This is a genomic window from Buttiauxella sp. BIGb0471 (genome assembly GCF_024807715.1).
Taxonomy (GTDB): domain Bacteria; phylum Pseudomonadota; class Gammaproteobacteria; order Enterobacterales; family Enterobacteriaceae; genus Buttiauxella; species Buttiauxella agrestis.
The window spans coordinates 292,601-313,689 of sequence record NZ_JANUEU010000002.1 but is presented as its reverse complement, the minus strand read 5'-3'; the positions used below and the strand labels follow the sequence as shown (position 1 = coordinate 313,689).

The 21,089-nt window shown below is 51.3% G+C and carries 18 protein-coding genes; 14 read left to right on the top strand and 4 right to left on the bottom strand.

What is annotated here, in order from left to right; genetic code table 11:
- Positions 1-3 precede the first annotated feature (3 nt).
- Both macB and macA read right to left on the bottom strand, forming a co-directional pair.
- Positions 4-1,950, bottom strand: coding sequence for a macrolide ABC transporter ATP-binding protein/permease MacB (gene macB / locus M2371_RS08010; RefSeq protein ID WP_172895034.1), 1,947 nt, complete (start codon positions 1,948-1,950; stop codon positions 4-6).
- Complete coding sequence (gene macA / locus M2371_RS08005) at positions 1,947-3,062, bottom strand: macrolide transporter subunit MacA (RefSeq protein ID WP_259267419.1); 1,116 nt, start codon at positions 3,060-3,062, stop codon at positions 1,947-1,949. The genes macB and macA overlap by 4 nt, the downstream gene beginning before the upstream one ends.
- 141 nt (positions 3,063-3,203) lie before the next feature.
- Here macA and M2371_RS08000 point away from each other — a divergent pair, with 141 nt between their 5' ends.
- Complete coding sequence (locus M2371_RS08000) at positions 3,204-4,151, top strand: VirK/YbjX family protein (RefSeq protein ID WP_259267418.1); 948 nt, start codon at positions 3,204-3,206, stop codon at positions 4,149-4,151.
- Positions 4,152-4,164: 13 nt separating this feature from the next.
- On the opposite strand, the gene M2371_RS07995 is transcribed toward M2371_RS08000, so the two are convergent.
- Positions 4,165-5,820 carry an ATP-dependent endonuclease gene (locus tag M2371_RS07995; RefSeq protein ID WP_172895040.1) on the bottom strand — a complete coding sequence of 552 codons (1,656 nt, stop codon included), beginning with the start codon at positions 5,818-5,820 and terminating at the stop codon, positions 4,165-4,167.
- Positions 5,821-6,288: 468 nt separating this feature from the next.
- Between M2371_RS07995 and aqpZ the strand changes: the two genes are divergently transcribed.
- The 8 genes from aqpZ (at position 6,289) to M2371_RS07955 (ending at position 16,262) form a co-directional block, all read left to right on the top strand.
- A complete protein-coding gene (gene aqpZ / locus M2371_RS07990; RefSeq protein ID WP_034494288.1) occupies positions 6,289-6,984 on the top strand; it encodes an aquaporin Z in 696 nt (231 codons plus the stop codon).
- A 170-nt stretch (positions 6,985-7,154) separates the two neighbouring features.
- Entirely contained in the window at positions 7,155-8,054 is a 900-nt protein-coding gene (locus tag M2371_RS07985; RefSeq protein WP_259267417.1) for a lysine exporter LysO family protein, read from the top strand.
- 143 nt (positions 8,055-8,197) lie between these two features.
- Positions 8,198-9,850, top strand: a complete 1,653-nt coding sequence (gene hcp / locus M2371_RS07980; protein WP_259267416.1) for a hydroxylamine reductase — start codon at positions 8,198-8,200, stop codon at positions 9,848-9,850.
- Positions 9,851-9,859: 9 nt separating this feature from the next.
- The gene (gene hcr / locus M2371_RS07975) at positions 9,860-10,828 is read left to right on the top strand and encodes an NADH oxidoreductase (protein ID WP_259267415.1); all 969 of its coding nucleotides are present in this window, start codon (positions 9,860-9,862) and stop codon (positions 10,826-10,828) included.
- 103 nt (positions 10,829-10,931) lie between these two features.
- Entirely contained in the window at positions 10,932-12,653 is a 1,722-nt protein-coding gene (gene poxB / locus M2371_RS07970; protein ID WP_259267414.1) for a ubiquinone-dependent pyruvate dehydrogenase, read from the top strand.
- Between the two features lie 38 nt (positions 12,654-12,691).
- On the top strand, positions 12,692-13,693 hold the full coding sequence (gene ltaE, locus M2371_RS07965) for a low-specificity L-threonine aldolase (protein ID WP_172895047.1): 1,002 nt from the start codon (positions 12,692-12,694) through the stop codon (positions 13,691-13,693).
- A 17-nt stretch (positions 13,694-13,710) separates the two neighbouring features.
- Complete coding sequence (locus tag M2371_RS07960) at positions 13,711-15,159, top strand: SDR family oxidoreductase (protein WP_259267413.1); 1,449 nt, start codon at positions 13,711-13,713, stop codon at positions 15,157-15,159.
- Positions 15,160-15,251: 92 nt separating this feature from the next.
- Positions 15,252-16,262 carry an NAD(P)-dependent oxidoreductase gene (locus M2371_RS07955; protein WP_259267704.1) on the top strand — a complete coding sequence of 337 codons (1,011 nt, stop codon included), beginning with the start codon at positions 15,252-15,254 and terminating at the stop codon, positions 16,260-16,262.
- Here the strand turns inward: M2371_RS07955 and M2371_RS07950 are convergent, their stop codons facing one another.
- Positions 16,263-17,108: an N-acetylmuramoyl-L-alanine amidase gene (locus M2371_RS07950; protein WP_259267412.1), complete on the bottom strand. Its 846-nt coding sequence runs from the start codon at positions 17,106-17,108 to the stop codon at positions 16,263-16,265. It abuts the gene before it with no gap.
- 213 nt (positions 17,109-17,321) lie between these two features.
- Here M2371_RS07950 and M2371_RS07945 point away from each other — a divergent pair, with 213 nt between their 5' ends.
- The 5 genes from M2371_RS07945 to artM all read left to right on the top strand — a co-directional run bounded on the left by M2371_RS07945 (position 17,322) and on the right by artM (position 20,948).
- Complete coding sequence (locus M2371_RS07945) at positions 17,322-17,849, top strand: lipoprotein (protein ID WP_172895051.1); 528 nt, start codon at positions 17,322-17,324, stop codon at positions 17,847-17,849.
- Between the two features lie 229 nt (positions 17,850-18,078).
- Positions 18,079-18,807, top strand: a complete 729-nt coding sequence (artP, locus tag M2371_RS07940) for an arginine ABC transporter ATP-binding protein ArtP (protein WP_115631865.1) — start codon at positions 18,079-18,081, stop codon at positions 18,805-18,807.
- A 19-nt stretch (positions 18,808-18,826) separates the two neighbouring features.
- Positions 18,827-19,558 (top strand): arginine ABC transporter substrate-binding protein, encoded by a 732-nt coding sequence (artJ, locus tag M2371_RS07935; RefSeq protein WP_259267411.1) that lies wholly within the window; start codon positions 18,827-18,829, stop codon positions 19,556-19,558.
- A 5-nt stretch (positions 19,559-19,563) separates the two neighbouring features.
- Positions 19,564-20,280, top strand: a complete 717-nt coding sequence (gene artQ, locus M2371_RS07930; RefSeq protein ID WP_259267410.1) for an arginine ABC transporter permease ArtQ — start codon at positions 19,564-19,566, stop codon at positions 20,278-20,280.
- On the top strand, positions 20,280-20,948 hold the full coding sequence (gene artM, locus M2371_RS07925) for an arginine ABC transporter permease ArtM (RefSeq protein WP_259267409.1): 669 nt from the start codon (positions 20,280-20,282) through the stop codon (positions 20,946-20,948). Before artQ ends, artM begins: the two co-directional genes overlap by 1 nt.
- The last annotated feature ends 141 nt before the right edge of the window (positions 20,949-21,089 follow it).

The following is a 21,089-nucleotide window of genomic DNA, read 5'->3' as shown; positions in this document are numbered from 1 at the left end:
AAATCATTCACGCGCTAGCGCATCAATTGGATTTAATCGCGCAGCATTTCTTGCCGGTAGCCAACCAAATATAATCCCCGTAGCAGTCGAACACGCAAATGCAGTCAGTAACGCCATCGGTGAAAAACCGATTTCCCAGCCGGGTAAAACCAGTTGCAGCGTGAAGGCAATCAACAAGGATAACGAAATCCCCAACGCACCGCCCACCAGACACACCAGCACTGCTTCAATTAAAAACTGCTGCAATACATCACTGGCTCTGGCTCCTACGGCCATACGAATGCCAATCTCTTTGGTACGTTCTGTCACCGAAACCAGCATAATATTCATCACGCCTATCCCACCCACCAGTAACGAAATCACCGCCACTAATGTCAGGAACATCTGAAGAGTACGTGTGGTCTTTTCCGCCGTTTTCAACAGCCCGTCCATATTGTAGGTGAAGAAATCTTTCTTACCGTGACGTAACTGCAACAACCGATTGAGCTGCTGTTCGGCTTCGTGGCTGTTGTAACCCTCGTTGACTCGCACCGTAATCGAGTTAAGCCAGCTTTGCCCCATCACTCGCCCGGCCATGGTGTTATAAGGCAACCAGACACGCAGAATTTTGCTGCTGCCAAACATCGACTGCTTTTCTTGCGCCACGCCAATCACCGTTGCAGGCATGTTCCCCACCAGAATAATTTCACCGACCACCTTGGCTTTGTTCGGGAAGAGCTGGCGTTTGGTGTTGCTATCGAGCACCACCACTTGCGCACGCCCGGCCAATTGCTCCTCGTTGAAGGTATTGCCTTCACTAAAGCTCATGCCGTAAACGTTAAAATATTGGCTGCTGACACCATTCACGCTTGCCGCCGCATCAACGTTGCCGTAACGCACACGTAAATTGCTCGAGAGCGCCGGGGTGGCTGAACTGACCCACGGCTGCTGGCTGATAGCCGCCAGGTCGTCATATTTTAGCGCCTGTTGATACTGCGGATCGTCATCGCCGAAATCCTTACCCGGATAAATATCAATCGTATTGGTGCCAATCGAGCGAATGTCCTGTAATACCAACTGTTTCGCCGCGTCGCCAACAATCACAATCGACACCACGGATGCGATACCGATAATAATCCCCAACATGGTCAGCAAAGTGCGCATTTTATTCGCCGCCAGCGCCAGCCAGGCCATGGCGAATGCTTCACGAAAGCTGCTGATAGTTTGCTGAAACGCAGAATTTATCGGCTGAGTTTTCACCTCTTTCTGCGCGGCAGATTCTTGCGCCACCGAGGGAGGGTTGCTGATAATTTCACCGTCACGAATTTCAATCACACGCTGCGCCTGCGCAGCAATGGAAGGATCATGCGTCACAATAATGACGGTATGCCCCTGCTCACGCAGTTGCTTAAGCGTGGCCATCACTTCTTCACCAGAATGGCTATCCAACGCACCTGTCGGCTCATCCGCAAGAATCACCTGCCCGCCGTTCATCAGGGCACGAGCTATACTCACACGCTGCTGCTGGCCGCCTGAGAGTTGTGAAGGCAGGTAGTCCACGCGTTCTGCAAGCCCAAGACGCATTAATAATGCCCGCGCCCGCTGCTGGCGAAAGACCCGCGCCGTTCCGGCATATACCGCCGGGACTTCAACGTTTTGCGTCGCATTAAGATGAGAAAGCAGGTGGTATCGCTGGAAGATAAAGCCGAAATGCTCGCGGCGTAATGTGGCGAGCGCGTCGCTATCCAGCAACGCAACATCCTGGCCTGCGACTTTGTAGCTCCCGCTGGTGGGTTTATCCAGGCAGCCGAGAATATTCATCAGCGTCGATTTACCAGAGCCAGACGCCCCGACAATCGCCACCATTTCGCCAGCTTCAATGGTGATATTAATGCCTTTAAGCACTTCAACTTGTTCGTCTCCCGACGGATAGCTACGGCGAATATCCCGTAGCTCAAGCAGTGCCGTCATGGTGCGCTCCCGGCGGTGCTTTTCCCAATCACCACTTCTTCACCTTCAGTCAGTCCATTGGCGACTTGCACTATCGTGTCATTACGCATCCCGATGGTGATTTCACGGTCACGCGTTTCACCGTTACGCAATAACGAAACTTTGTAGCGGTTATCGCCAACAGGCTCGCCCAGTGCAGCCAGTGGAATAGTGAGCACATCTTTTACGCCGCCAAGTTGGATATGTACTTGTGCTGTCATTTCAAGACGCAGCACGCCATTCGGGTTCGGCACTTCAAAACGGGCGTTATAGAAAATCGCGTCGTTCACTTTTTCCGGCGTCGGCAAAATATCAATGAGCACGCCTTCATAACGCGTTAATGGATCTCCCAGCACCGTAAACCAGGCTTTTTGGCCCGGTTTAAGGTGAATCACGTCCGCTTCAGAAACCTGCGCTTTCACCAACATGGTCCCGAGATCGGCAAGCGTCAGAATGTTTGGCGCTTGCTGCGCGGCAATCACCGTTTGGCCTTGTTTGGTGGTGATTTCTGTCACTTCACCCGCCATTGGAGCCACAATCTGGGTGTAATCGAGGTTTGTTTTTGCCGTGTCCAGCGAGGCCTGATTGCGTTTAATCTGCGCATCTATGGTGCCGATTTGCGCCTGCCTGACTTCCAGATCGGTCGATGCGGTATCCAAATCTTGCTGCGAAACTGCCTGAGTTTTTGCCAGCGCACGTTGGCGATTTAACGTCACTTGCGCGAGTTTTGCCTGAGCCACAGCCTGTCGCCGTTGCGCACGCAACTCCATGAGTGTCGCTTCAACTTCTTTGATTTGGTTTTGCGCCTGTTCCGGGTCAATCACCCCCAACAGCTGCTCTTTTTTCACTTTATCGCCGATATTCACCGACAGCGTTTTGAGCTGCCCGCTGACCTGAGCACCGACGTCCACTTTGCGTAGAGCATCCAGTTTGCCGGTCGCCAACACGCTTTGTTGCAGCTCGCCTTTACGCACAATCATCGTCTGATAGACCGGCGCTGGCGCATTTAAAAACTGCCACAGCCAGATCACCAGGAGTAATACCAGCAGGCCCAGAAGCCAATAACGCTTTTTAATTTTTCCCTTGAATCTCATAGGTATCCTACAAACAAACTGGCAAATTAAACGAAGTATCAACAAAAACCATATGGTCTTATCGACCTGTGTGGCGATTGAACATTCGTTGAGCAAACAAATGGTGAAATTACGCCATAACCCTTTAACCAGACCTCAACCATGTATCCAACTGCCGTAAACGAATTTATACCCGCCACTCAACGCAATGGCTGGCAGTTATTTCTCTCTTTAGCCACCGGACAATGGATGCCTGGAAGCGCCTGGCAAAATCCGGTTTATCGTCGGAAATTCGTCCTGCGTTCACTGACTACTCCGCTCGCGACGGCTCGTTTACTGGCCGATTTGGCCCACCAACCTTTTTTGGAAAAACTGCTCGCCGTGCAGCCGGGTCTACCCTGTCGTGCGCACCGCCCCTATTTAACGGCAAATTTTAACCGTAAGGATGCCGTTAATGCATTGTCTTTCCACTATCACTCTTTAACTCACGTACTGCCTGAGCACTTGTTACAGCAGCACTATTCAGCCAGTGGCGTGCGCCTGGCAACAATAACGGGTAAAGATGAGAACTTCTACCATCTTGATTTATGTGCTATCGCCAATGTAGATAAAGAAGGTGAAGCGACGATAACCCTGAGCCGTGACGACGGGGTTGCCCTCGCCGGGTTAACTTTCACACTATGCCAGCATCATGATAAGCCGACTTTGTTCATCGGCGGGCTACAGGGCGCTAAAAGTGATATCCCGCATGAATACATTCAGATTGCGACAAAAGCCTGTCATGGCTTATTCCCGAAGCGTCTGGTGCTGGAAGCGGCCTGCCTGCTGGCGCATCATTTAGGCATGAGCCAGATTCTGGCAGTGAGCAACAACGCGCATATTTACCGTTCCTGGCGTTATGCGAAAAAGAAGAAAGACAAAATCCATGCAGATTACGATAGCTTTTGGGAATCAATGAGCGGGGAATTAACGCCTGAAGGTTTCTTTGAACTGCCACTTAATGTGTCACGCAAACCCATTGAGGATATCGCCAGTAAAAAACGCGCTGAGTATCGCCGCCGCTACAGTTTGTTAGATGAGATGATGGAACAAATTGAGCAGCAGCTTTAGTCCAACGGCCGGGTTAGTCAGCCCGGCCACGTGCAAGCCACAACACTCGCGAGAACATCTTTCGCAGCAGCGACGGTACCGCATCCACGCCCCGCCTTCCGGCTTCCATTGCCACTTCAATAGCTAAATCGGGTTTTGAGGAGCGATGAATGGCTTTGACGATAACGCGGCGCATATTCATCGGCACGTTTTCAGGGAGTTGCGCCACCCGGTGATAGACATCGGAAAACCCTTGCCGATACATGAAATGTTCCATATCCATCGCAGGTAATGCGGTTAAATGATCGCGTTCCTGGTCACGGTCATTTTCCAGAATGCCGCGCACGACGGAGGCATATTTCTTACCGGCTTCGTCACCATCCACCAGCACATGCCATTCAATACCCATACGTCGAGCAAACTTAATCAATGGCCGCAGCCCGGACTGGGCGAACTCAATAACCTTCACCCCTTCGGCGTCGAAATGGTGCCCACACTGGCGTGCCAGCTCGTTCATCACCCACACTTCGGTTTCCCCTTCAACCAATAGCCAGCAGCGGGCAAACAGCGAAGAAGCACGGTTAAAGCGGATATGAAATGCGATGCGGCGACTGTCTTCGGCGTTCATGCCGCCGGGGCCGAGCCGCCACGCTGCGACTTTAGAGGATTCGCGCACCAGGCGGCAGACATTCTCGACAGGCGTGAGGGATAACAATTCACCGGAATTGGTGGTGGTGATTTTTTGCAGCGGTAACAAGTTTAGTAAATGCCAGGCCACCGATAACATAATGGGATGCAGTCGGGTTTCGGGATCTTCGACCAGCAATAAAGGCCGCGCATTTTTATCCAGCGCCACGCTGCCTTTCGCTTGCAAAAGCGTGGAAAACATTCCCAATAAAATCATCCGATGCGCTCGACTATTTGGTTTATCTATCATGCGGTTGATGATATCCAGATAACGCCAACTGCGTTGTTCATCGTGGGAGCGACGGCGTAATAAACGTTGTTGAGCTACAGCCCCCTGCTCAGAAAAATAGTGCTCAAGCAATTGCACCATCGCCGACAACCCCTGACGTAACTGCGCATCCGTAAGATTTTGCGGGCGCGACACCAGTTCACGCGAAAGAAAATCAAGCTGGCGAGCCGTCATTTCGGTTTCTGGCATAGTGGGTATGCTGTCATTGCGTAATCGACGCATAAAACGCGCGTCACGTAAGCGCAAAACGGGATTGAGGCGGGTAATTTGTTTTGCCACGTCATCAATATCATCAAGATCGATTGCGTGGCCTTTCTCGTCGAGAAAACTGCGAAGCGTCAAAATCGAATTGTCTGGCGCCAGCTCGCCCACCAGGCGGTACATAATGCGCTGAAAGCCGTCGTTACCTTCTACCCACACCGGCGCAAGTGAACGGTAACGCCGCCCAAGATGGTGCCCTGGAGCAGTCTCCCGAAACGTCAGAACAATGTGCAAATGGTGTTCCCGGCCTTGTACGTCGCCCGGCGGAAAGTAAAAATCATCACGATTAAAATGGTAAAGCGTTTCGTGCGGCGACAACAGCAGGGTTAAGGCATCCAGCAGGCTCGATTTACCCCATGCGTTCTCGCCAATCAGCACGTTATTTTGCTCAAGCATTAACGAAAGACGGTTAATACCCCTGAATCCGACAATCTCTACTCGCTCGAGAAACATAATCCCTCCAGATTGGTTGATGCTTTCCATTAGCCGCACGGCTCAACGCATAACCTGAGTATATACCCTTCGTACCTCAGGTTGCAGGTGAGCATTTCGGGTTATTTATGAAGTAGCAGGGATTATCTAAATTTCAATTTTTATTTTATTTAATAATATCCGAAATCCTTGTATTTAACCCTTGATAAAATCAGGGTTATCAAAAAATACATTGAATAGCAGAAGATTCTTACTTTATTAAAAAGTCTTCTATACTTTCTACGTGTTTATTCTTGTAAGGAATGCCATCTCATTGCCCTAAATCAATTTTTTAGGATTTTATAGGCTAGTTCTGACTTAGTGATCTCATTAACATTACTGCTCTTTTATTATTTACGTTACGCCTTAAATAGTTGTGACAAAAAATAATCGGATGGGTGCGTTTATTTACCCTACCCGCAGTTAAAATTATGAAACGCAGAGGTGGTTATGTTCAGGAAATTAGCAGCAGAATTCTTTGGTACGTTCTGGTTAGTATTTGGTGGTTGTGGCAGTGCGGTTCTTGCCGCAGCGTATCCTGAATTGGGGATAGGTTTTGCAGGTGTCGCATTAGCATTTGGTTTAACCGTATTAACGATGGCCTATGCCGTCGGGCATATTTCCGGCGGCCACTTTAACCCGGCGGTGACTCTCGGTTTATGGGCAGGCGGACGTTTCCCGGCAAAAGAAGTGATTGGCTATGTTGTTGCACAAGTCATTGGCGGTATTGTTGCGGCAGGTATTCTCTATTTAATTGCCAGCGGGAAAAGCGGTTTTGATGCTGCGGCTAGCGGCTTTGCATCGAATGGATATGGCGAGCATTCACCGGACCATTATTCCATGTTGTCAGCCATCATTATTGAAATCGTATTAACCTGTGGCTTCTTGATTGTTATTCATGGCGCAACAGACAAGCTTGCTCCAGCCGGTTTCGCACCTATTGCCATTGGCCTGGCGCTGACGCTGATTCACTTAATCAGTATTCCTGTCACTAACACCTCTGTGAACCCAGCGCGTAGTACTGCGGTCGCCATCTTCCAGGGCGGTTGGGCACTTCAGCAGCTCTGGCTGTTCTGGGTAATGCCAATTATTGGCGGTATCCTGGGTGGCATTATTTACCGTACTTTGCTGGAAAAACGTCACTAATCAAACTTTCGCGTCACCTGCCGAATTTTGGCAAGTGACGCGGCTTTCCCACCGCTCTTCGCCAAACTTCTCCCTGCATAAAAATCCTTTTTTTTCGTAGCTTTACTCATTCCCGAACTTTGGGTAGTGTGACACATGTCGTTACTTTTATTGCAAGGATTGTCCGCACCATGTTTTCGGGATTGTTAATTATCTTAGTGCCGCTGATTATCGGTTATCTCATTCCATTAAAACAAACCAGTCTGCTAAAGCTAATCAATCGCTTATTAAGCTGGATTGTGTACGTTATTTTATTTTTCATGGGCATCAGCCTCGCATTTCTCGACAACCTGGCAAGTAATCTGCTGGCAATTTTTCATTACACGGCGGTCACCGTGGTGGTGTTATTGCTGTGCAATGCTGCGGCACTGCTCTGGCTGGAGCGTTCGATGCCGTGGCGACATAACCACGAGCAAGAAAAACTCCCTTCACGTATTGCGATGGCACTGGAATCGCTCAAATTATGCGGCGTAGTGGTAGCCGGTTTTCTGCTAGGCCTGGCGGGATGGCCTATTTTGCAGCACGCAACCGATGCCAGCGAATACACATTAATCTTCCTGCTGCTGTTGGTCGGTATCCAATTGCGCAATAGCGGCATGACGCTAAAACAGATCGTGCTGAACCGAAGGGGCATGATTGTCGCCGTAGTCGTCGCACTCAGTTCCCTCGCCGGTGGCGTTATCAATGCCTTTATTCTCGACCTGCCGATTAAGACCGGGCTGGCGATGGCCTCAGGATTCGGCTGGTATTCACTTTCCGGTATTTTAATGACTGAATCATACGGCCCGGTGATTGGTAGTGCCTCGTTCTTCAACGATCTGGCGCGTGAATTGGTGGCAATCATGTTGATTCCCGGCCTCGTTCGTCGCAGTCGCTCAACCGCACTTGGGTTATCTGGCGCAACGTCGATGGACTTCACGCTTCCGGTTCTGCAACGCAGCGGCGGTTTAGAAATTGTTCCCGCGGCAATCGTTCACGGTTTTATTCTCAGCTTGCTGACACCTTTACTCATGGCCTTTTTCGCCTCCTGATACCTCATTGGCGGTAGGTTTCTACCGCCAAAATTGCGCTAAATCAATCTCCCTCTAAGTTGCATTAAAAATCCCTTTTCCCTGTGTCGCACTGAGCATAACCTTAAACATGTATATTAAATATAACTTTAAAAGGTACGATCATGTTTTGTGTGCAATGTGAACAAACAATCCGCACCCCGGCAGGCAACGGCTGCTCTTATGCGCAGGGGATGTGTGGCAAAACTGCCGAAACTTCCGATCTCCAGGACCTGCTGATTGCCACGCTGCAAGGGCTGTCTGCATGGGCAATCGCTGCTCGTGAAGTTGGCATCATCGACCATGACATCGACAACTTTGCGCCACGCGCTTTCTTCTCTACCCTGACTAACGTTAACTTCGACTCCCCGCGCATTGTGGGCTACGCGCAGGAAGCTATTACGCTGCGCGAAAGCCTGAAGGCGCGCAGCCTCGCAATTAATCCAAATATTACCGTCACTAATCCAATGGCCGAGCTGCAATTGGTCAGCAAAGATTTGGGTGATTTACAACGCCAGGCGGCTGAATTCGCACCAAACCGCGATAAAGCAGAAATTGGCGAAGATATTCTTGGCCTGCGTCTGCTGTGTCTGTACGGCCTGAAAGGTGCGGCGGCCTACATGGAACACGCTCACGTGCTCGGCCAATACGACAACGATATCTACGCGCAATACCACAAAATTATGGCGTGGCTCGGAACCTGGCCTGCTGACATGGGCGCACTGCTTGAGTGCTCCATGGAAATCGGCCAGATGAACTTCAAAGTGATGAGCATTCTGGATCTCGGCGAAACCGAAAAATACGGTCACCCGACCCCGACGCAAGTTAACGTGCGCCCGGTAGCGGGCAAATGTGTTTTGATTTCCGGCCACGATCTTAAAGATCTCTACAACCTGCTGGAACAAACTGAAGGCACTGGCGTTAACGTCTATACCCACGGTGAAATGCTGCCGGCCCACGGTTACCCTGAGCTGCGTAAATTCAAGCATCTGGTCGGTAACTACGGCAGCGGCTGGCAAAACCAGCAGACCGAGTTCGCCCGTTTCCCAGGCCCCGTGGTGATGACCTCCAACTGCATCATCAACCCGGAAGTGGGTTCTTATACTGACCGTATCTGGACACGTAGCATTGTTGGCTGGCCGGGCGTGAGCCATCTCGAAGGTGATGATTTCGCACCCGTGATTACTCAGGCGCAACAAATGGCTGGCTTCCCGTACAGCGAAATCGAGCACCTGATCACTGTTGGCTTTGGTCGCCAGACTCTGTTGGGCGCTGCCGATACGCTAATTGATTTGGTCAGCCGTGAAAAACTGCGCCACATCTTCCTGGTCGGCGGCTGTGACGGTGAGCGTGGCGAGCGCAGCTACTTCACTGATTTTGCCACCAGCGTGCCAAAAGACTGCCTGATCCTGACCCTGGCTTGCGGTAAATATCGCTTCAACAAGCTGGACTTCGGCGATATCGAAGGTCTGCCACGTCTGGTCGATGCAGGCCAGTGTAACGATGCTTACTCTGCGATCATTCTCGCCGTCACACTTGCTGAGAAACTCGGCTGCGGCGTGAACGATCTGCCGCTAAGTCTGGTGCTTTCGTGGTTTGAGCAAAAAGCGATTGTCATCCTGCTGACTCTGCTTTCGCTGGGCGTGACTAATATCGTCGCTGGCCCAACTACACCCGCTTTCCTGACGCCAAATCTGCTGGCTGTGCTGAACGAGAAATTTGGCCTGCGCGCCATCACTACCGTTGAGCAAGACATTCAACAGCTGATGAGTGCATAAGGAGACGCCATGACTATGCCAACGCCACTGTGTCCGCATCGTATGCAGGTGCATCATATTCATCAGGAAACGCCGGATGTCTGGACGCTATCGCTGATTAATCACGATTTCTATCCATACAAAGCCGGGCAATACGCCCTGGTGAGTATTCGTAATAGCGATGAGACACTGCGCGCTTATACTGTCTCTTCCACGCCGGGACTCAGCCCGTTTATCACGCTGACGATTCGTCGTATCGAGAATGGCGTTGGTTCCCAATGGCTGACGCAGGATGTGAAACCAGGTGACTACCTGTGGCTATCTGAAGGCCAGGGGGAATTCACCTGTGAAAATCTGAACACCGACCGCTATTTGTTAGTCGCGGCAGGTTGTGGCGTGACGCCGATTATGGCGATGCGCCGCTGGCTGGCAGAGCATCGTCCGCTGGCCGACGTGCAGGTTATTTACAATGTTCGAACGCCCGAAGATGTGATTTTTGCCGACGAATGGCGCAATTATTCGGTAGCCATGATTGCCGAGAATAACGCGACGCACGGCTTTATCGCCGGGCGTTTAACCCGCGAAATTCTGGCAACCGTGCCGGATATTGCCTCGCGCACCGTAATGACCTGTGGCCCAGCGCCGTATATGGAACTGGTCGAAACAGAAGTCAAAGCCCTGGGGGTGACTGAGTTTTATTCTGAAAAATTCTTCACACCCGTCGCCGCTCCTGTCGAAAGTGGTTTGAAATTTACCACGCTAAAACCGCTGCGCGAGTTCTACGCCCCCGTTGGCAGCACGTTGCTGGCGGCAATGGAGAGCAATAGCGTGCCCGTCAACGCGGCATGTCGCGCCGGGGTTTGTGGTAGCTGTAAAACCAAAATCGAGTCCGGTGATTACACGGTCAGCAGTTCCATGACGTTGACCGAGGCAGAAATTACCAACGGTTATGTGCTGGCTTGCTGTTGCCATCCGCAAGGGGACTTAGTTCTCGCTTGATCCACTCGTGCCACTCAGACTCTGAGTGGCACTTTCTGCCCCGCCTCTTCTGTTTCCTTGACTAAGCTTGTTTACGTTAACTGAATCGTGACAAGGAGAAGCAATGAAACAGACCGTCGCCGCTTATGTGGCAAAAACTCTCGAAAGTGCAGGCGTGAAACGCATCTGGGGCGTCACCGGTGATTCCCTCAACGGACTGTCCGATAGCCTGAACCGCATGGGCACAATTGAATGGATGCCCACCCGCCATGAAGAAGTCGCCGCATTTGCTGCGGGTGCAGAAGCCCATCTTTCCGGTGAGCTGGCGGTATGTGCCGGTTCCTGCGGCCCTGGTAATCTGCATTTAATTAACGGCCTGTTCGACTGCCATCGCAACCGGGTTCCGGTCCTGGCGATTGCTGCGCATATCCCATCAAGTGAAATTGGCAGCGGCTATTTCCAGGAAACCCACCCCGAAGAGTTATTCCGCGAATGCAGCCATTATTGCGAGCTGGTGTCATCCCCGGAACAAATTCCCCAGGTTTTAGCCATTGCAATGCGCAAAGCGGTTCTTAACCGTGGCGTTTCCGTCGTAGTGCTGCCCGGTGATGTGGCGCTTAAACCCGCCCCTGAAAGCGCCAGCACCCACTGGTATTCTGCGCCGCAACCCGTCGTTGTTCCCGCTCACGAAGAACTCAAAAAGCTCGCTCAGTTATTACGCTACAACGACAACATTGCCCTGATGTGCGGTAGCGGTTGTGCCGGTGCGCATGAAGAACTGGTGCAGTTTGCCGCCACGCTTAAAGCGCCCATTGTCCATGCTCTGCGCGGTAAAGAGCACGTTGAATATGACAACCCTTATGACGTAGGTATGACCGGCCTGATTGGTTTTTCTTCCGGCTTCCACACCATGATGAATGCCGACACGCTGATTCTGCTCGGCACCCAATTCCCTTATCGTGCTTTCTATCCGACTGACGCGAAAATTATTCAGATTGACATCAACCCTGGCAGCATCGGAGCGCACAGTAAAGTGGATATGGCGCTGGTCGGGGATATTAAAGCCACACTTGCGGCATTGATTCCGCTTCTGGAAGAAAAGACCGACCGCAGCTTCCTGGATAAAGCACTGGATAACTATCGCGAGGCCCGCGAAAGCCTGGACGAACTCGCGCAACAGGGCGATGGCAAAGTCATCCATCCACAATATGTCGCGCAACAAATCAGCCATTACGCTGATGATGACGCCATTTTCACCTGTGACGTAGGCACGCCGACAGTCTGGGCCGCACGATATCTGAAAATGAACGGCAAACGCCGTTTGCTGGGTTCGTTCACTCACGGTTCAATGGCCAACGCCATGCCGCAAGCACTCGGTGCAAAAGCTACAGCTCCTGACAGACAAGTGATCGCGATGTGTGGCGACGGTGGTTTTAGCATGTTGATGGGCGATTTTTTGTCGGTCGTGCAAATGAAATTACCCGTCAAAATCGTGGTGTTTAACAACAGCGTGCTGGGCTTTGTGGCAATGGAAATGAAAGCTGGCGGTTACCTGACGGACGGTACCGAATTGCACGACACTAACTTTGCCAATATCGCTAACGCCTGCGGCATTACCGGCATCCGCGTTGAGAAAGCGGAAGAGTTAGACGCCGCTCTGCAACGTGCTTTTAGCATCGACGGCCCGGTTTTGGTAGATGTGGTCGTTGCCAAAGATGAGCTGGCGATCCCACCGCAAATTAAACTCGAACAAGCCAAAGGATTCAGCCTGTATATGCTTCGCGCCATCATTAGCGGGCGCGGCGATGAAGTTATCGAACTGGCGAAAACGAACTGGTTCCGGTAAAACATTCCTTTAATTGAGGATAATAATAAGGATCCACCGTGATTGATTTGCGCAGCGACACAGTAACCCGACCGAGTGAAGAAATGCTCAAGCGTATGATGGCAGCGCCAACCGGCGATGACGTCTATGGCGATGACCCAACGGTCAATGAATTACAAGAATACGCGGCCAAAATCAGCGGCAAAGAAGCCGCGCTATTCCTGCCAACGGGCACCCAGGCTAACCTGGTGGCCCTGTTAAGCCATTGCGAACGTGGCGAAGAGTATATTGTGGGGCAACTGGCGCACAATTATCTCTATGAAGCGGGTGGTGCTGCGGTGTTAGGTAGCATCCAGCCGCAACCTATTGACGCCAATCCCGATGGTTCGCTGCCTCTCGATAAAGTCGCGGCAAAAATCAAACCTGATGATATCCACTTCGCACGCACGAAATTACTGAGTCTCGAAAATACCCATAACGGCAAAGTTCTGCCGCGCGAGTATCTCAAGCAGGCGTGGGAGTTTAGCCGCAATCATAATCTGGCATTACACGTTGATGGTGCGCGCATCTTCAACGCCGTGGTGGAATATGGCTGCACGCTGGAAGAAGTGGTGCGTTACTGCGATACCTTCACGATTTGTCTCTCAAAAGGCCTGGGAACGCCAGTTGGTTCTTTGTTAGTCGGTAGCCACGAATACATTAAACGTGCTACGCGCTGGCGCAAAATGGTCGGCGGCGGTATGCGCCAGGCCGGTATTCTGGCAGCCGCAGGTTTGTACGCCCTTGAGAATAACGTGCAGCGCCTGAAAGAAGACCACAACAACGCGCATTGGCTGGCGGGTGAGTTACGTGAAATTGGCGTCGATGTGACACGTCAGGACACCAATATGGTGTTTGCTCGCGTGCCGGTTGAGCAGGCTGAAAGCCTCGGCAAATTTATGAAAGAACGCGGGGTGCTGATGAGCGCAGGGCCAGTCACTCGTCTGGTTGTTCATCTTGATGTGAATCGCCAGCAACTGACCGAAGTGGTTTCCCACTGGCAGGCATTTTTACAACGCTAACCGGAGGGTCAGGGAAGATGACACAGCCACAAAATATTCTGGTACTTGGCGCAAGCGGCTATATAGGGCAACACCTTGTGCCGGAACTTACCGCCGCCGGGCATCATGTCACGGCGGCCGCAAGGCGCGTTGAGTGGCTGGAAAAACAACCCTGGCCGGGCGTTGACTGCCGTCACGTCGATTTACAGTGGCCGTCAACGCTACCTCAATTGCTGGAAAACGTCGATACGCTTTATTATCTGGTGCACAGCATGGGTGACGGAGCCGATTTCGTGGCCCATGAACGCCAGACGGCCCTGAATTTGCGCGATGCGCTGCGTGTGCATCCGGTAAAACAGCTTATATTCCTCAGTTCTCTGCAAGCCGCTGAAGGTGATGGCGACTCCGAGCATTTACGCGCTCGCCAGCTAACAGCGGATATTCTGTGTGATGCAGGCGTTCCCGTTACCGAAATTCGTGCCGGTATTATTGTTGGTGCCGGTTCCGCTGCCTTTGAGGTGATGCGCGACATGGTTTATAACCTGCCGGTGCTTACGCCACCGCGCTGGGTGCGTTCGCGCACAACACCTATCGCGCTGAAAAACCTGCTCTATTATCTGGTTGAATTGCTGAAACATCCTGCACAGGAGAACCGTGTATTTGAGGCTGCCGGGCCTGACGTGCTGAGTTATCAGCAGCAATTCGAACGGTTTATGGCAATAAGCGGTAAACGCCGCCCACTGATCCCTATCCCGCTACCAACGAGCTGGATCTCGGTGTGGTTTCTAAACATGATAACTTCGGTGCCGCCGACCATCGCCAAGGCCCTGATCCAGGGATTAAAACACGATCTTCTGGCTGACGATCGCGAATTACGTGCGCTGATCCCACAACCCCTGCTCACCTTTGACGATGCCGTTCGCGCAACACTTGAAGATGAAAACAAGCTGGCAAACTCCCAGGACTGGGGTTACGACGCTCAGGCGTACGCACGCTGGCGTCCGGAATATGGCTTCTTCCCCAAACAGGCAGGTTGTACGTTAACGACCTCCGCTGAGCTGGCAGATTTGTGGCAAGTGGTGAATCAGATTGGCGGCAAAGAAGGGTATTTCTTCGGCAACATTCTGTGGCAAACCCGAGGATATATGGATTTGCTGGTCGGTCACAGACTGGCGAAAGGACGCCCGGAGCGGGAAATGCTGCAAGTTGGAGATCGGGTTGATAGCTGGAAAGTGATTATTGTCGAACCCGAGAAAGAGCTGACGCTATTGTTTGGCATGAAAGCCCCCGGACTTGGGCGACTTTCTTTCACTTTGCGTGACCACGGCCAACATCGCACGCTGGATGTTCGCGCCTGGTGGCATCCGCATGGAACAGCAGGTTTGTTCTACTGGTTGGTCATGATCCCCGCGCATCTGTTCATTTTCCGTGGCATGGCCCGACGGATTTGCCAGATTTCCGAACAAATGTCACATAAAGTCTGTTAACTCATCCGAATCTTTGGCTTTCCCCATTGCAAGCGCTGCCATTTCACGGAAAAATGCGCAGCGTAAATCTCAATTACCATGAGTTGGTCGACATGAAGGTACTGGTAACGGGCGCCACCAGCGGTTTAGGCCGAAACGCGGTCGAATTTCTTCGCGCTAAAGGCATCAGCGTACGGGCAACCGGGCGCAATGAAGCCATGGGCAAACTGCTGGAAAAAATGGGTGCCGAGTTCGTCCATGCCGACCTGACGGAACTGGTTTCCTCGCAGGCTAAAGTGATGCTGGCCGATGTCGATACACTTTGGCATTGCTCAAGCTTTACCTCGCCGTGGGGAACTCAGGAAGCCTTTGACCTCGCCAACGTCCGTGCGACTCGCCGCTTAGGTGAATGGGCAGTGGCGTGGGGGGTGCGCAACTTTGTGCATATTTCCTCACCTTCACTCTATTTTGATTATCACCATCATCGCAATATCAGCGAGGACTTCCGTCCTGTACGCTTTGCCAACGAATTTGCCCGCAGCAAAGCCGCTAGCGAAGAAGTCATTCAGCTGCTGGCACAATCGAATCCGCACACGCGCTTTACGATTCTGCGTCCGCAAAGTTTGTTCGGCCCGCACGACAAAGTTTTCTTCCCACGTCTGGTACAGATGATGCGTCATTACGGCAGCGTGCTGTTACCGCGCGGTGGTGATGCGATGGTCGATATGACTTATATCGAAAATGCCGTACATGCGATGTGGCTCGCAACTCAGTGCGAAACACAGCCTTCTGGGCGTGCCTATAACATCACCAACATGGAAGCTCGCCCGCTGTGGGTTATTGTGCAAAAGCTGATTGATGAATTAGACATTCAATGCAGGATCCGTTCGGTACCGTATCCGATGCTGGATATGATTGCCCGAAGCATGGAGCGTTTTGGCAGTAAATCAGCCAAAGAACCGGTGCTCACTCACTACGGCGTGTCGAAGCTTAATTTTGATTTAACGCTCGATACGAGACGCGCTGAAACAGAATTAGGTTATCAGCCTGTTGTTACGCTTGATGAAGGTATCCGGCGTACCGCGCTCTGGCTGCGTGACCACGGTACGTTATTGCATCGCTAATCAACCTTGCCCGTATTTTTCAAGTAGCGCTTCCGCTATTGCCTCAGTTTGCGCATCCGCATCACCGGAATATTTGGTTGGGCGGAAGTGCATCTGGAAAGCCTGGATCACTCTCTTTTGCTGCTCCCACGACATTTCAGACGTGACCTGATAACCGTAACGCGATAACAACTCGAGCAAACCTCGCCTGTCCACGGGTTGGTAAGGCCCACGGCCATTCAGATAAAAGGCCACTCTGTTTGCATCCGGCCAGGCACCCACGCCCTGTTGAGCCAGTTGCTGCCATGGGAATAGCGGACCTGGGTCAACTTTACGTTGCGGAGCAATATCAGCATGGGCGACCACGTTTTGCGGCTCGATGTTGTAGCGAGCGATAATCACTTTCGCCAGTTTCTCCAGCACCGAGATCTGCGGAGCATTGAAGGGATAAAACTGTTTTACACGGCCCTGACGCGTGAAGCCTTTATTCTCAAGCTCGATACCAATCGAGGTGTCATTAATCCGCGTTGCGCCACGCCAAAAGCTCACTCCTGCATGCCACGCCAATTCACTCTCAGGCACTAATTGCCAGATAACAGGCTTGCCGCCAGATACCGGGGGCGTGTCAGGAATGAGATAATGAGAACTGACATTTTGTTCAGTCAAAGTGGTTAGCGAACCGGCAAAATCATCAGCGGTGTAGTGAATAACCAACACTTTTACCCGTGGATAGGCATTCCTCGCGGTGCGGCTGGTATCGACTTTAAAATCGCCTTTATCGACAACGGTTTTTTCAGCAACTTCAGGCTTGCTGGCGCATCCCGCCAGCAAAGCTACGAAAATGATCAGGCTAATTCGCCACTGCATTCGCTTCCCTCTCTCTTTTTTGAATCAACAAATTAAACTCTACATAATTCGAGCGGCATCGCGGCGGCGAGTAAACGAATCCCGACGAGCTTAGCAAACTAAGTGATTCGGGTGAGTTCGCGCAGCCAACAAAGAGGCAGCTCGAAGTATGACGGGTTTTGACAGCGATACGCTATGCTAAGTGAGTCCTCCTGAGAAAATAAGGAAATAAAAATGCGCAGCTCAGTTTTGGTTCTTCTTCCGTGCGCTCTGCTCCTCACGGCCTGTACCACCCCCGTTACTCCCGCTTTTAAAGATATTGGCACCCGCAGCGGCCCTTGTATTGAGGGCGGCCCGGATAGCGTGGCACAGAAATTTTACGATTATCAATTAACCCATAAAACCCAGGGCAGTAGCGCCATTACCGGCTTACGTCCTTATATGAGTGATTCTCTGGCGCAGCAAATGCAGAAAGCCAGCGCTTCGCCAAACGCGCAGAATGAATTTATGCGCAGCAATATGTTTACCAGCAACGCAGACGGCGCAGACACCGCCGAAGTGGCTTCTGCGTCAACCATTCCCAACACCGACGCGCGGAATATTCCGTTGCGTGTGAAACTGACCAAAGGCAGTCAAAGCTGGAACGATGAAGTATTGATGATTCGTGAGGGTCAGTGCTGGACAGTGGATGACGTGCGTTACTTAGGCGAAAACAGCCATGCACCTTCAGGTAGCCTGCGTCAGGCAATAGAAACCAACTAACAACTGTCTAATATTCACGCAAGCGGCGGGGTGAAATTCATAACCCATGTAAATAGTCTGGAGTTTTGACATAACTCCGACATTTATTCTTGCCTTCACCCCGCCCCGGTATATTGTGCTACCTTTAATGCATGTGAGTAGTTATTTTTAGGTTTTAACGCACAAAGATTGCATAACTATTCTGTTAAAGGTACCCTTTGCGGCTTCAATTGCTATTCAACTTATGCGCATGAGTATTCAACTAAACGGCATTAATTGTTTTTACGGCGCACACCAGGCGCTGTTCGATATCACCCTTAGTTGCCCACAGGGCGAAACGCTGGTGCTGCTTGGTCCAAGCGGCGCAGGTAAAAGCTCGCTTCTGCGCGTACTCAATCTGCTTGAGATGCCGCGCTCCGGGCAACTCACCATTGCGGATAACCATTTTGACTTTGCAAAAGCGCCTGGCGATAAAGCCATTCGTGAATTGCGTCGCAATGTTGGCATGGTGTTCCAGCAATATAATCTTTGGCCTCATCTCACTGTGCTGCAAAACCTGATGGAAGCGCCTTGTCGCGTTCTGGGGATCAGCAAAGATGAAGCGCGTCAGCGTGCCGACAAACTGCTTGAGCGTTTACGCCTGAAACCGTATATGGACCGCTATCCGCTGCACCTTTCCGGTGGCCAGCAGCAGCGTGTCGCGATTGCACGTGCCTTGATGATGGAACCACAGATCCTGCTGTTCGATGAACCCACCGCAGCACTGGATCCGGAAATCACCGCGCAGATCGTCAGCATCATTCGTGAGTTGGCAGAAACCAACATCACTCAGGTCATCGTGACCCACGAAGTGGAAGTTGCGCGTAAAACCGCAAGCCGTGTGGTTTACATGGAAAATGGCCACATCGTCGAGCAAGGTGATGCGAGTTGCTTCGCAAAACCACAGACCGAAGCGTTTAAATTCTATCTGTCACACTGATGTATCCGGGAAAATAACCATGAAAAAAGTTCTGCTTGCCACATTATTAGCCAGCCTGAGCCTTTCCGCGTCGGCTGCACAAACTATTCGTTTTGCTATGGAAGCGTCTTACCCTCCGTTTGAATCGATGGATGCCAGTAACAAAATTATTGGTTTTGATGTCGATTTGGCGAATGCGCTGTGTAAAGAGATTGATGCAACCTGTACTTTCAGCAACCAGGCATTTGATAGCCTGATCCCAAGCCTGAAATTCCGCCGCATTGACGCGGTGATCTCTGGCATGGATATCACCCCTGAGCGTGAAAAACAGGTCCTTTTCAGCAGCCCATACTATGAAAACTCTGCGCTGTTTGTCGGCCAGAAAGGCAAAGTTGCGGATATCGCTGCGCTGAAAGGCAAAAAAGTGGGTATGCAGAACGGCTCCACGCACCAGAAATTTATCATGGATAAACATCCAGAAATCACCACCGTTCCTTACGACAGCTACATGAATGCCAAGCTGGATATGGAAAGTGGCCGTATTGACGCGGTATTTGGTGACACTGCTGTCGTTACCGAATGGCTGAAAGCCGATCCTAAGCTGGCCGCCATTGGCGATAAAGTGACGGATAAAGACTACTTCGGTACAGGCCTGGGCATCGCTGTTCGTCAGGGCAACACTGACCTGCAGGCGAAGTTCAACACTGCACTTGAAAAAGTGAAGCAAGATGGTACCTACAAAACCATCTACGAAAAATGGTTCCAGAAGTAATCTGAATGAACGAAATGTTTACTTTAGCAAGCGCCGCCGGGATGACCGTCGGCCTTGCCATTTGTGCGCTAATCATCGGCCTGGCTCTGGCGATGATTTTTGCCGTATGGGAGTCTGCAAAATGGCGTCCGATAGCCTGGCTGGGTTCAGCTTGGGTAACGGTGCTGCGCGGCTTACCTGAAATTCTGGTGGTGCTGTTTATTTATTTCGGCTCCTCACAGTTACTGCTTATCCTCTCAGATGGCTTCACGCTAAATCTCGGTTTTGCGCAGATCCCCATCCAATTACAGATCGAGAATTTCGATGTCAGCCCGTTCCTGTGCGGCGTCATTGCACTTTCCCTGCTCTACTCGGCTTATGCTTCGCAAACTTTGCGTGGCGCACTGAAAGCCGTGCCAATTGGGCAATGGGAATCCGGCCAGGCATTAGGTTTATCGAAAGCCGCGATTTTCTTCCGCTTAGTGATGCCGCAAATGTGGCGCCATGCGCTGCCAGGCTTAGGCAACCAGTGGTTAGTTTTGCTTAAAGATACCGCGCTGGTTTCGCTGATAAGCGTCAATGATTTGATGTTACAAACCAAGAGTATCGCCACCCGTACCCAGGAGCCATTTACCTGGTATGTGGTTGCTGCCGCGATCTACCTTGTGATCACCCTTATCAGCCAGTACGTGCTCAAACGTATTGACCAGAGAGCGACTCGTTTTGAACGGAGACCCGGCTGATGCTTGAGTATTTACCGGAACTGTTTAAAGGCCTGCATACCAGCCTGACTCTGACCGTAGCGTCAATTATGGTCGCGTTGATTTTATCGCTGTTTTTCACCATCGTTTTGACGCTGAAAACACCGGTATTGGTTCATATTGTACGTGCCTACATCACCCTGTTTACTGGTACGCCTTTGCTGGTGCAAATCTTCCTGATTTACTACGGCCCAGGTCAATTCCCGTCGATTCAAAATTACCCGGTGTTGTGGCATCTGCTTTCTGAGCCGTGGTTGTGTGCATTGATTGCCCTTTCGTTAAACAGTGCGGCTTACACCACACAACTGTTTTACGGGGCGATTCGCGCGATTCCTGAGGGGCAGTGGCAATCGTGTGGCGCACTGGGAATGAGCAAAAAAGATACGCTCGCCATTTTGCTTCCTTATGCATTTAAACGCGCGCTGTCGTCGTACTCGAACGAAGTGGTTCTGGTGTTTAAAAGCACTTCGCTGGCGTACACCATTACGCTGATGGAAGTGATGGGCCACGGGCAGTTGCTGTATGGACGGACTTACGATGTGATGGTGTTCGGTGCCGCAGGCCTGGTTTATCTGGTCGTGAACGGTTTACTGACGCTCATAATGCGTGTGGTAGAACGTCGCGCTCTGGCATTTGAACGTCGAAATTAAACGATAGCGAATCATAGAAAACGGCGGGGAATTCCCCGCCTTTTTTATATCCCGAAAAATATAATTATACATTTAATTTGCATATAAATTCATTTGCTGGCATGATTTTTTGACGCCGGGAAACGGTGAAAACAATAAAAC

Bases quoted from the DNA above. Each gene is read 5' to 3' on its own strand.
- macB (WP_172895034.1), bottom strand. From the start codon at position 1,950: ATGACGGCACTGCTTGAGCTACGGGATATTCGCCGTAGCTATCCGTCG.
- macA (WP_259267419.1), bottom strand. From the start codon at position 3,062: ATGAGATTCAAGGGAAAAATTAAAAAGCGTTATTGGCTTCTGGGCCTG.
- M2371_RS08000 (WP_259267418.1), top strand. From the start codon at position 3,204: ATGTATCCAACTGCCGTAAACGAATTTATACCCGCCACTCAACGCAAT.
- M2371_RS07995 (WP_172895040.1), bottom strand. From the start codon at position 5,820: ATGTTTCTCGAGCGAGTAGAGATTGTCGGATTCAGGGGTATTAACCGT.
- aqpZ (WP_034494288.1), top strand. From the start codon at position 6,289: ATGTTCAGGAAATTAGCAGCAGAATTCTTTGGTACGTTCTGGTTAGTA.
- M2371_RS07985 (WP_259267417.1), top strand. From the start codon at position 7,155: ATGTTTTCGGGATTGTTAATTATCTTAGTGCCGCTGATTATCGGTTAT.
- hcp (WP_259267416.1), top strand. From the start codon at position 8,198: ATGTTTTGTGTGCAATGTGAACAAACAATCCGCACCCCGGCAGGCAAC.
- hcr (WP_259267415.1), top strand. From the start codon at position 9,860: ATGACTATGCCAACGCCACTGTGTCCGCATCGTATGCAGGTGCATCAT.
- poxB (WP_259267414.1), top strand. From the start codon at position 10,932: ATGAAACAGACCGTCGCCGCTTATGTGGCAAAAACTCTCGAAAGTGCA.
- M2371_RS07960 (WP_259267413.1), top strand. From the start codon at position 13,711: ATGACACAGCCACAAAATATTCTGGTACTTGGCGCAAGCGGCTATATA.
- M2371_RS07955 (WP_259267704.1), top strand. From the start codon at position 15,252: ATGAAGGTACTGGTAACGGGCGCCACCAGCGGTTTAGGCCGAAACGCG.
- M2371_RS07950 (WP_259267412.1), bottom strand. From the start codon at position 17,108: ATGCAGTGGCGAATTAGCCTGATCATTTTCGTAGCTTTGCTGGCGGGA.
- M2371_RS07945 (WP_172895051.1), top strand. From the start codon at position 17,322: ATGCGCAGCTCAGTTTTGGTTCTTCTTCCGTGCGCTCTGCTCCTCACG.
- artP (WP_115631865.1), top strand. From the start codon at position 18,079: ATGAGTATTCAACTAAACGGCATTAATTGTTTTTACGGCGCACACCAG.
- artJ (WP_259267411.1), top strand. From the start codon at position 18,827: ATGAAAAAAGTTCTGCTTGCCACATTATTAGCCAGCCTGAGCCTTTCC.
- artQ (WP_259267410.1), top strand. From the start codon at position 19,564: ATGAACGAAATGTTTACTTTAGCAAGCGCCGCCGGGATGACCGTCGGC.
- artM (WP_259267409.1), top strand. From the start codon at position 20,280: ATGCTTGAGTATTTACCGGAACTGTTTAAAGGCCTGCATACCAGCCTG.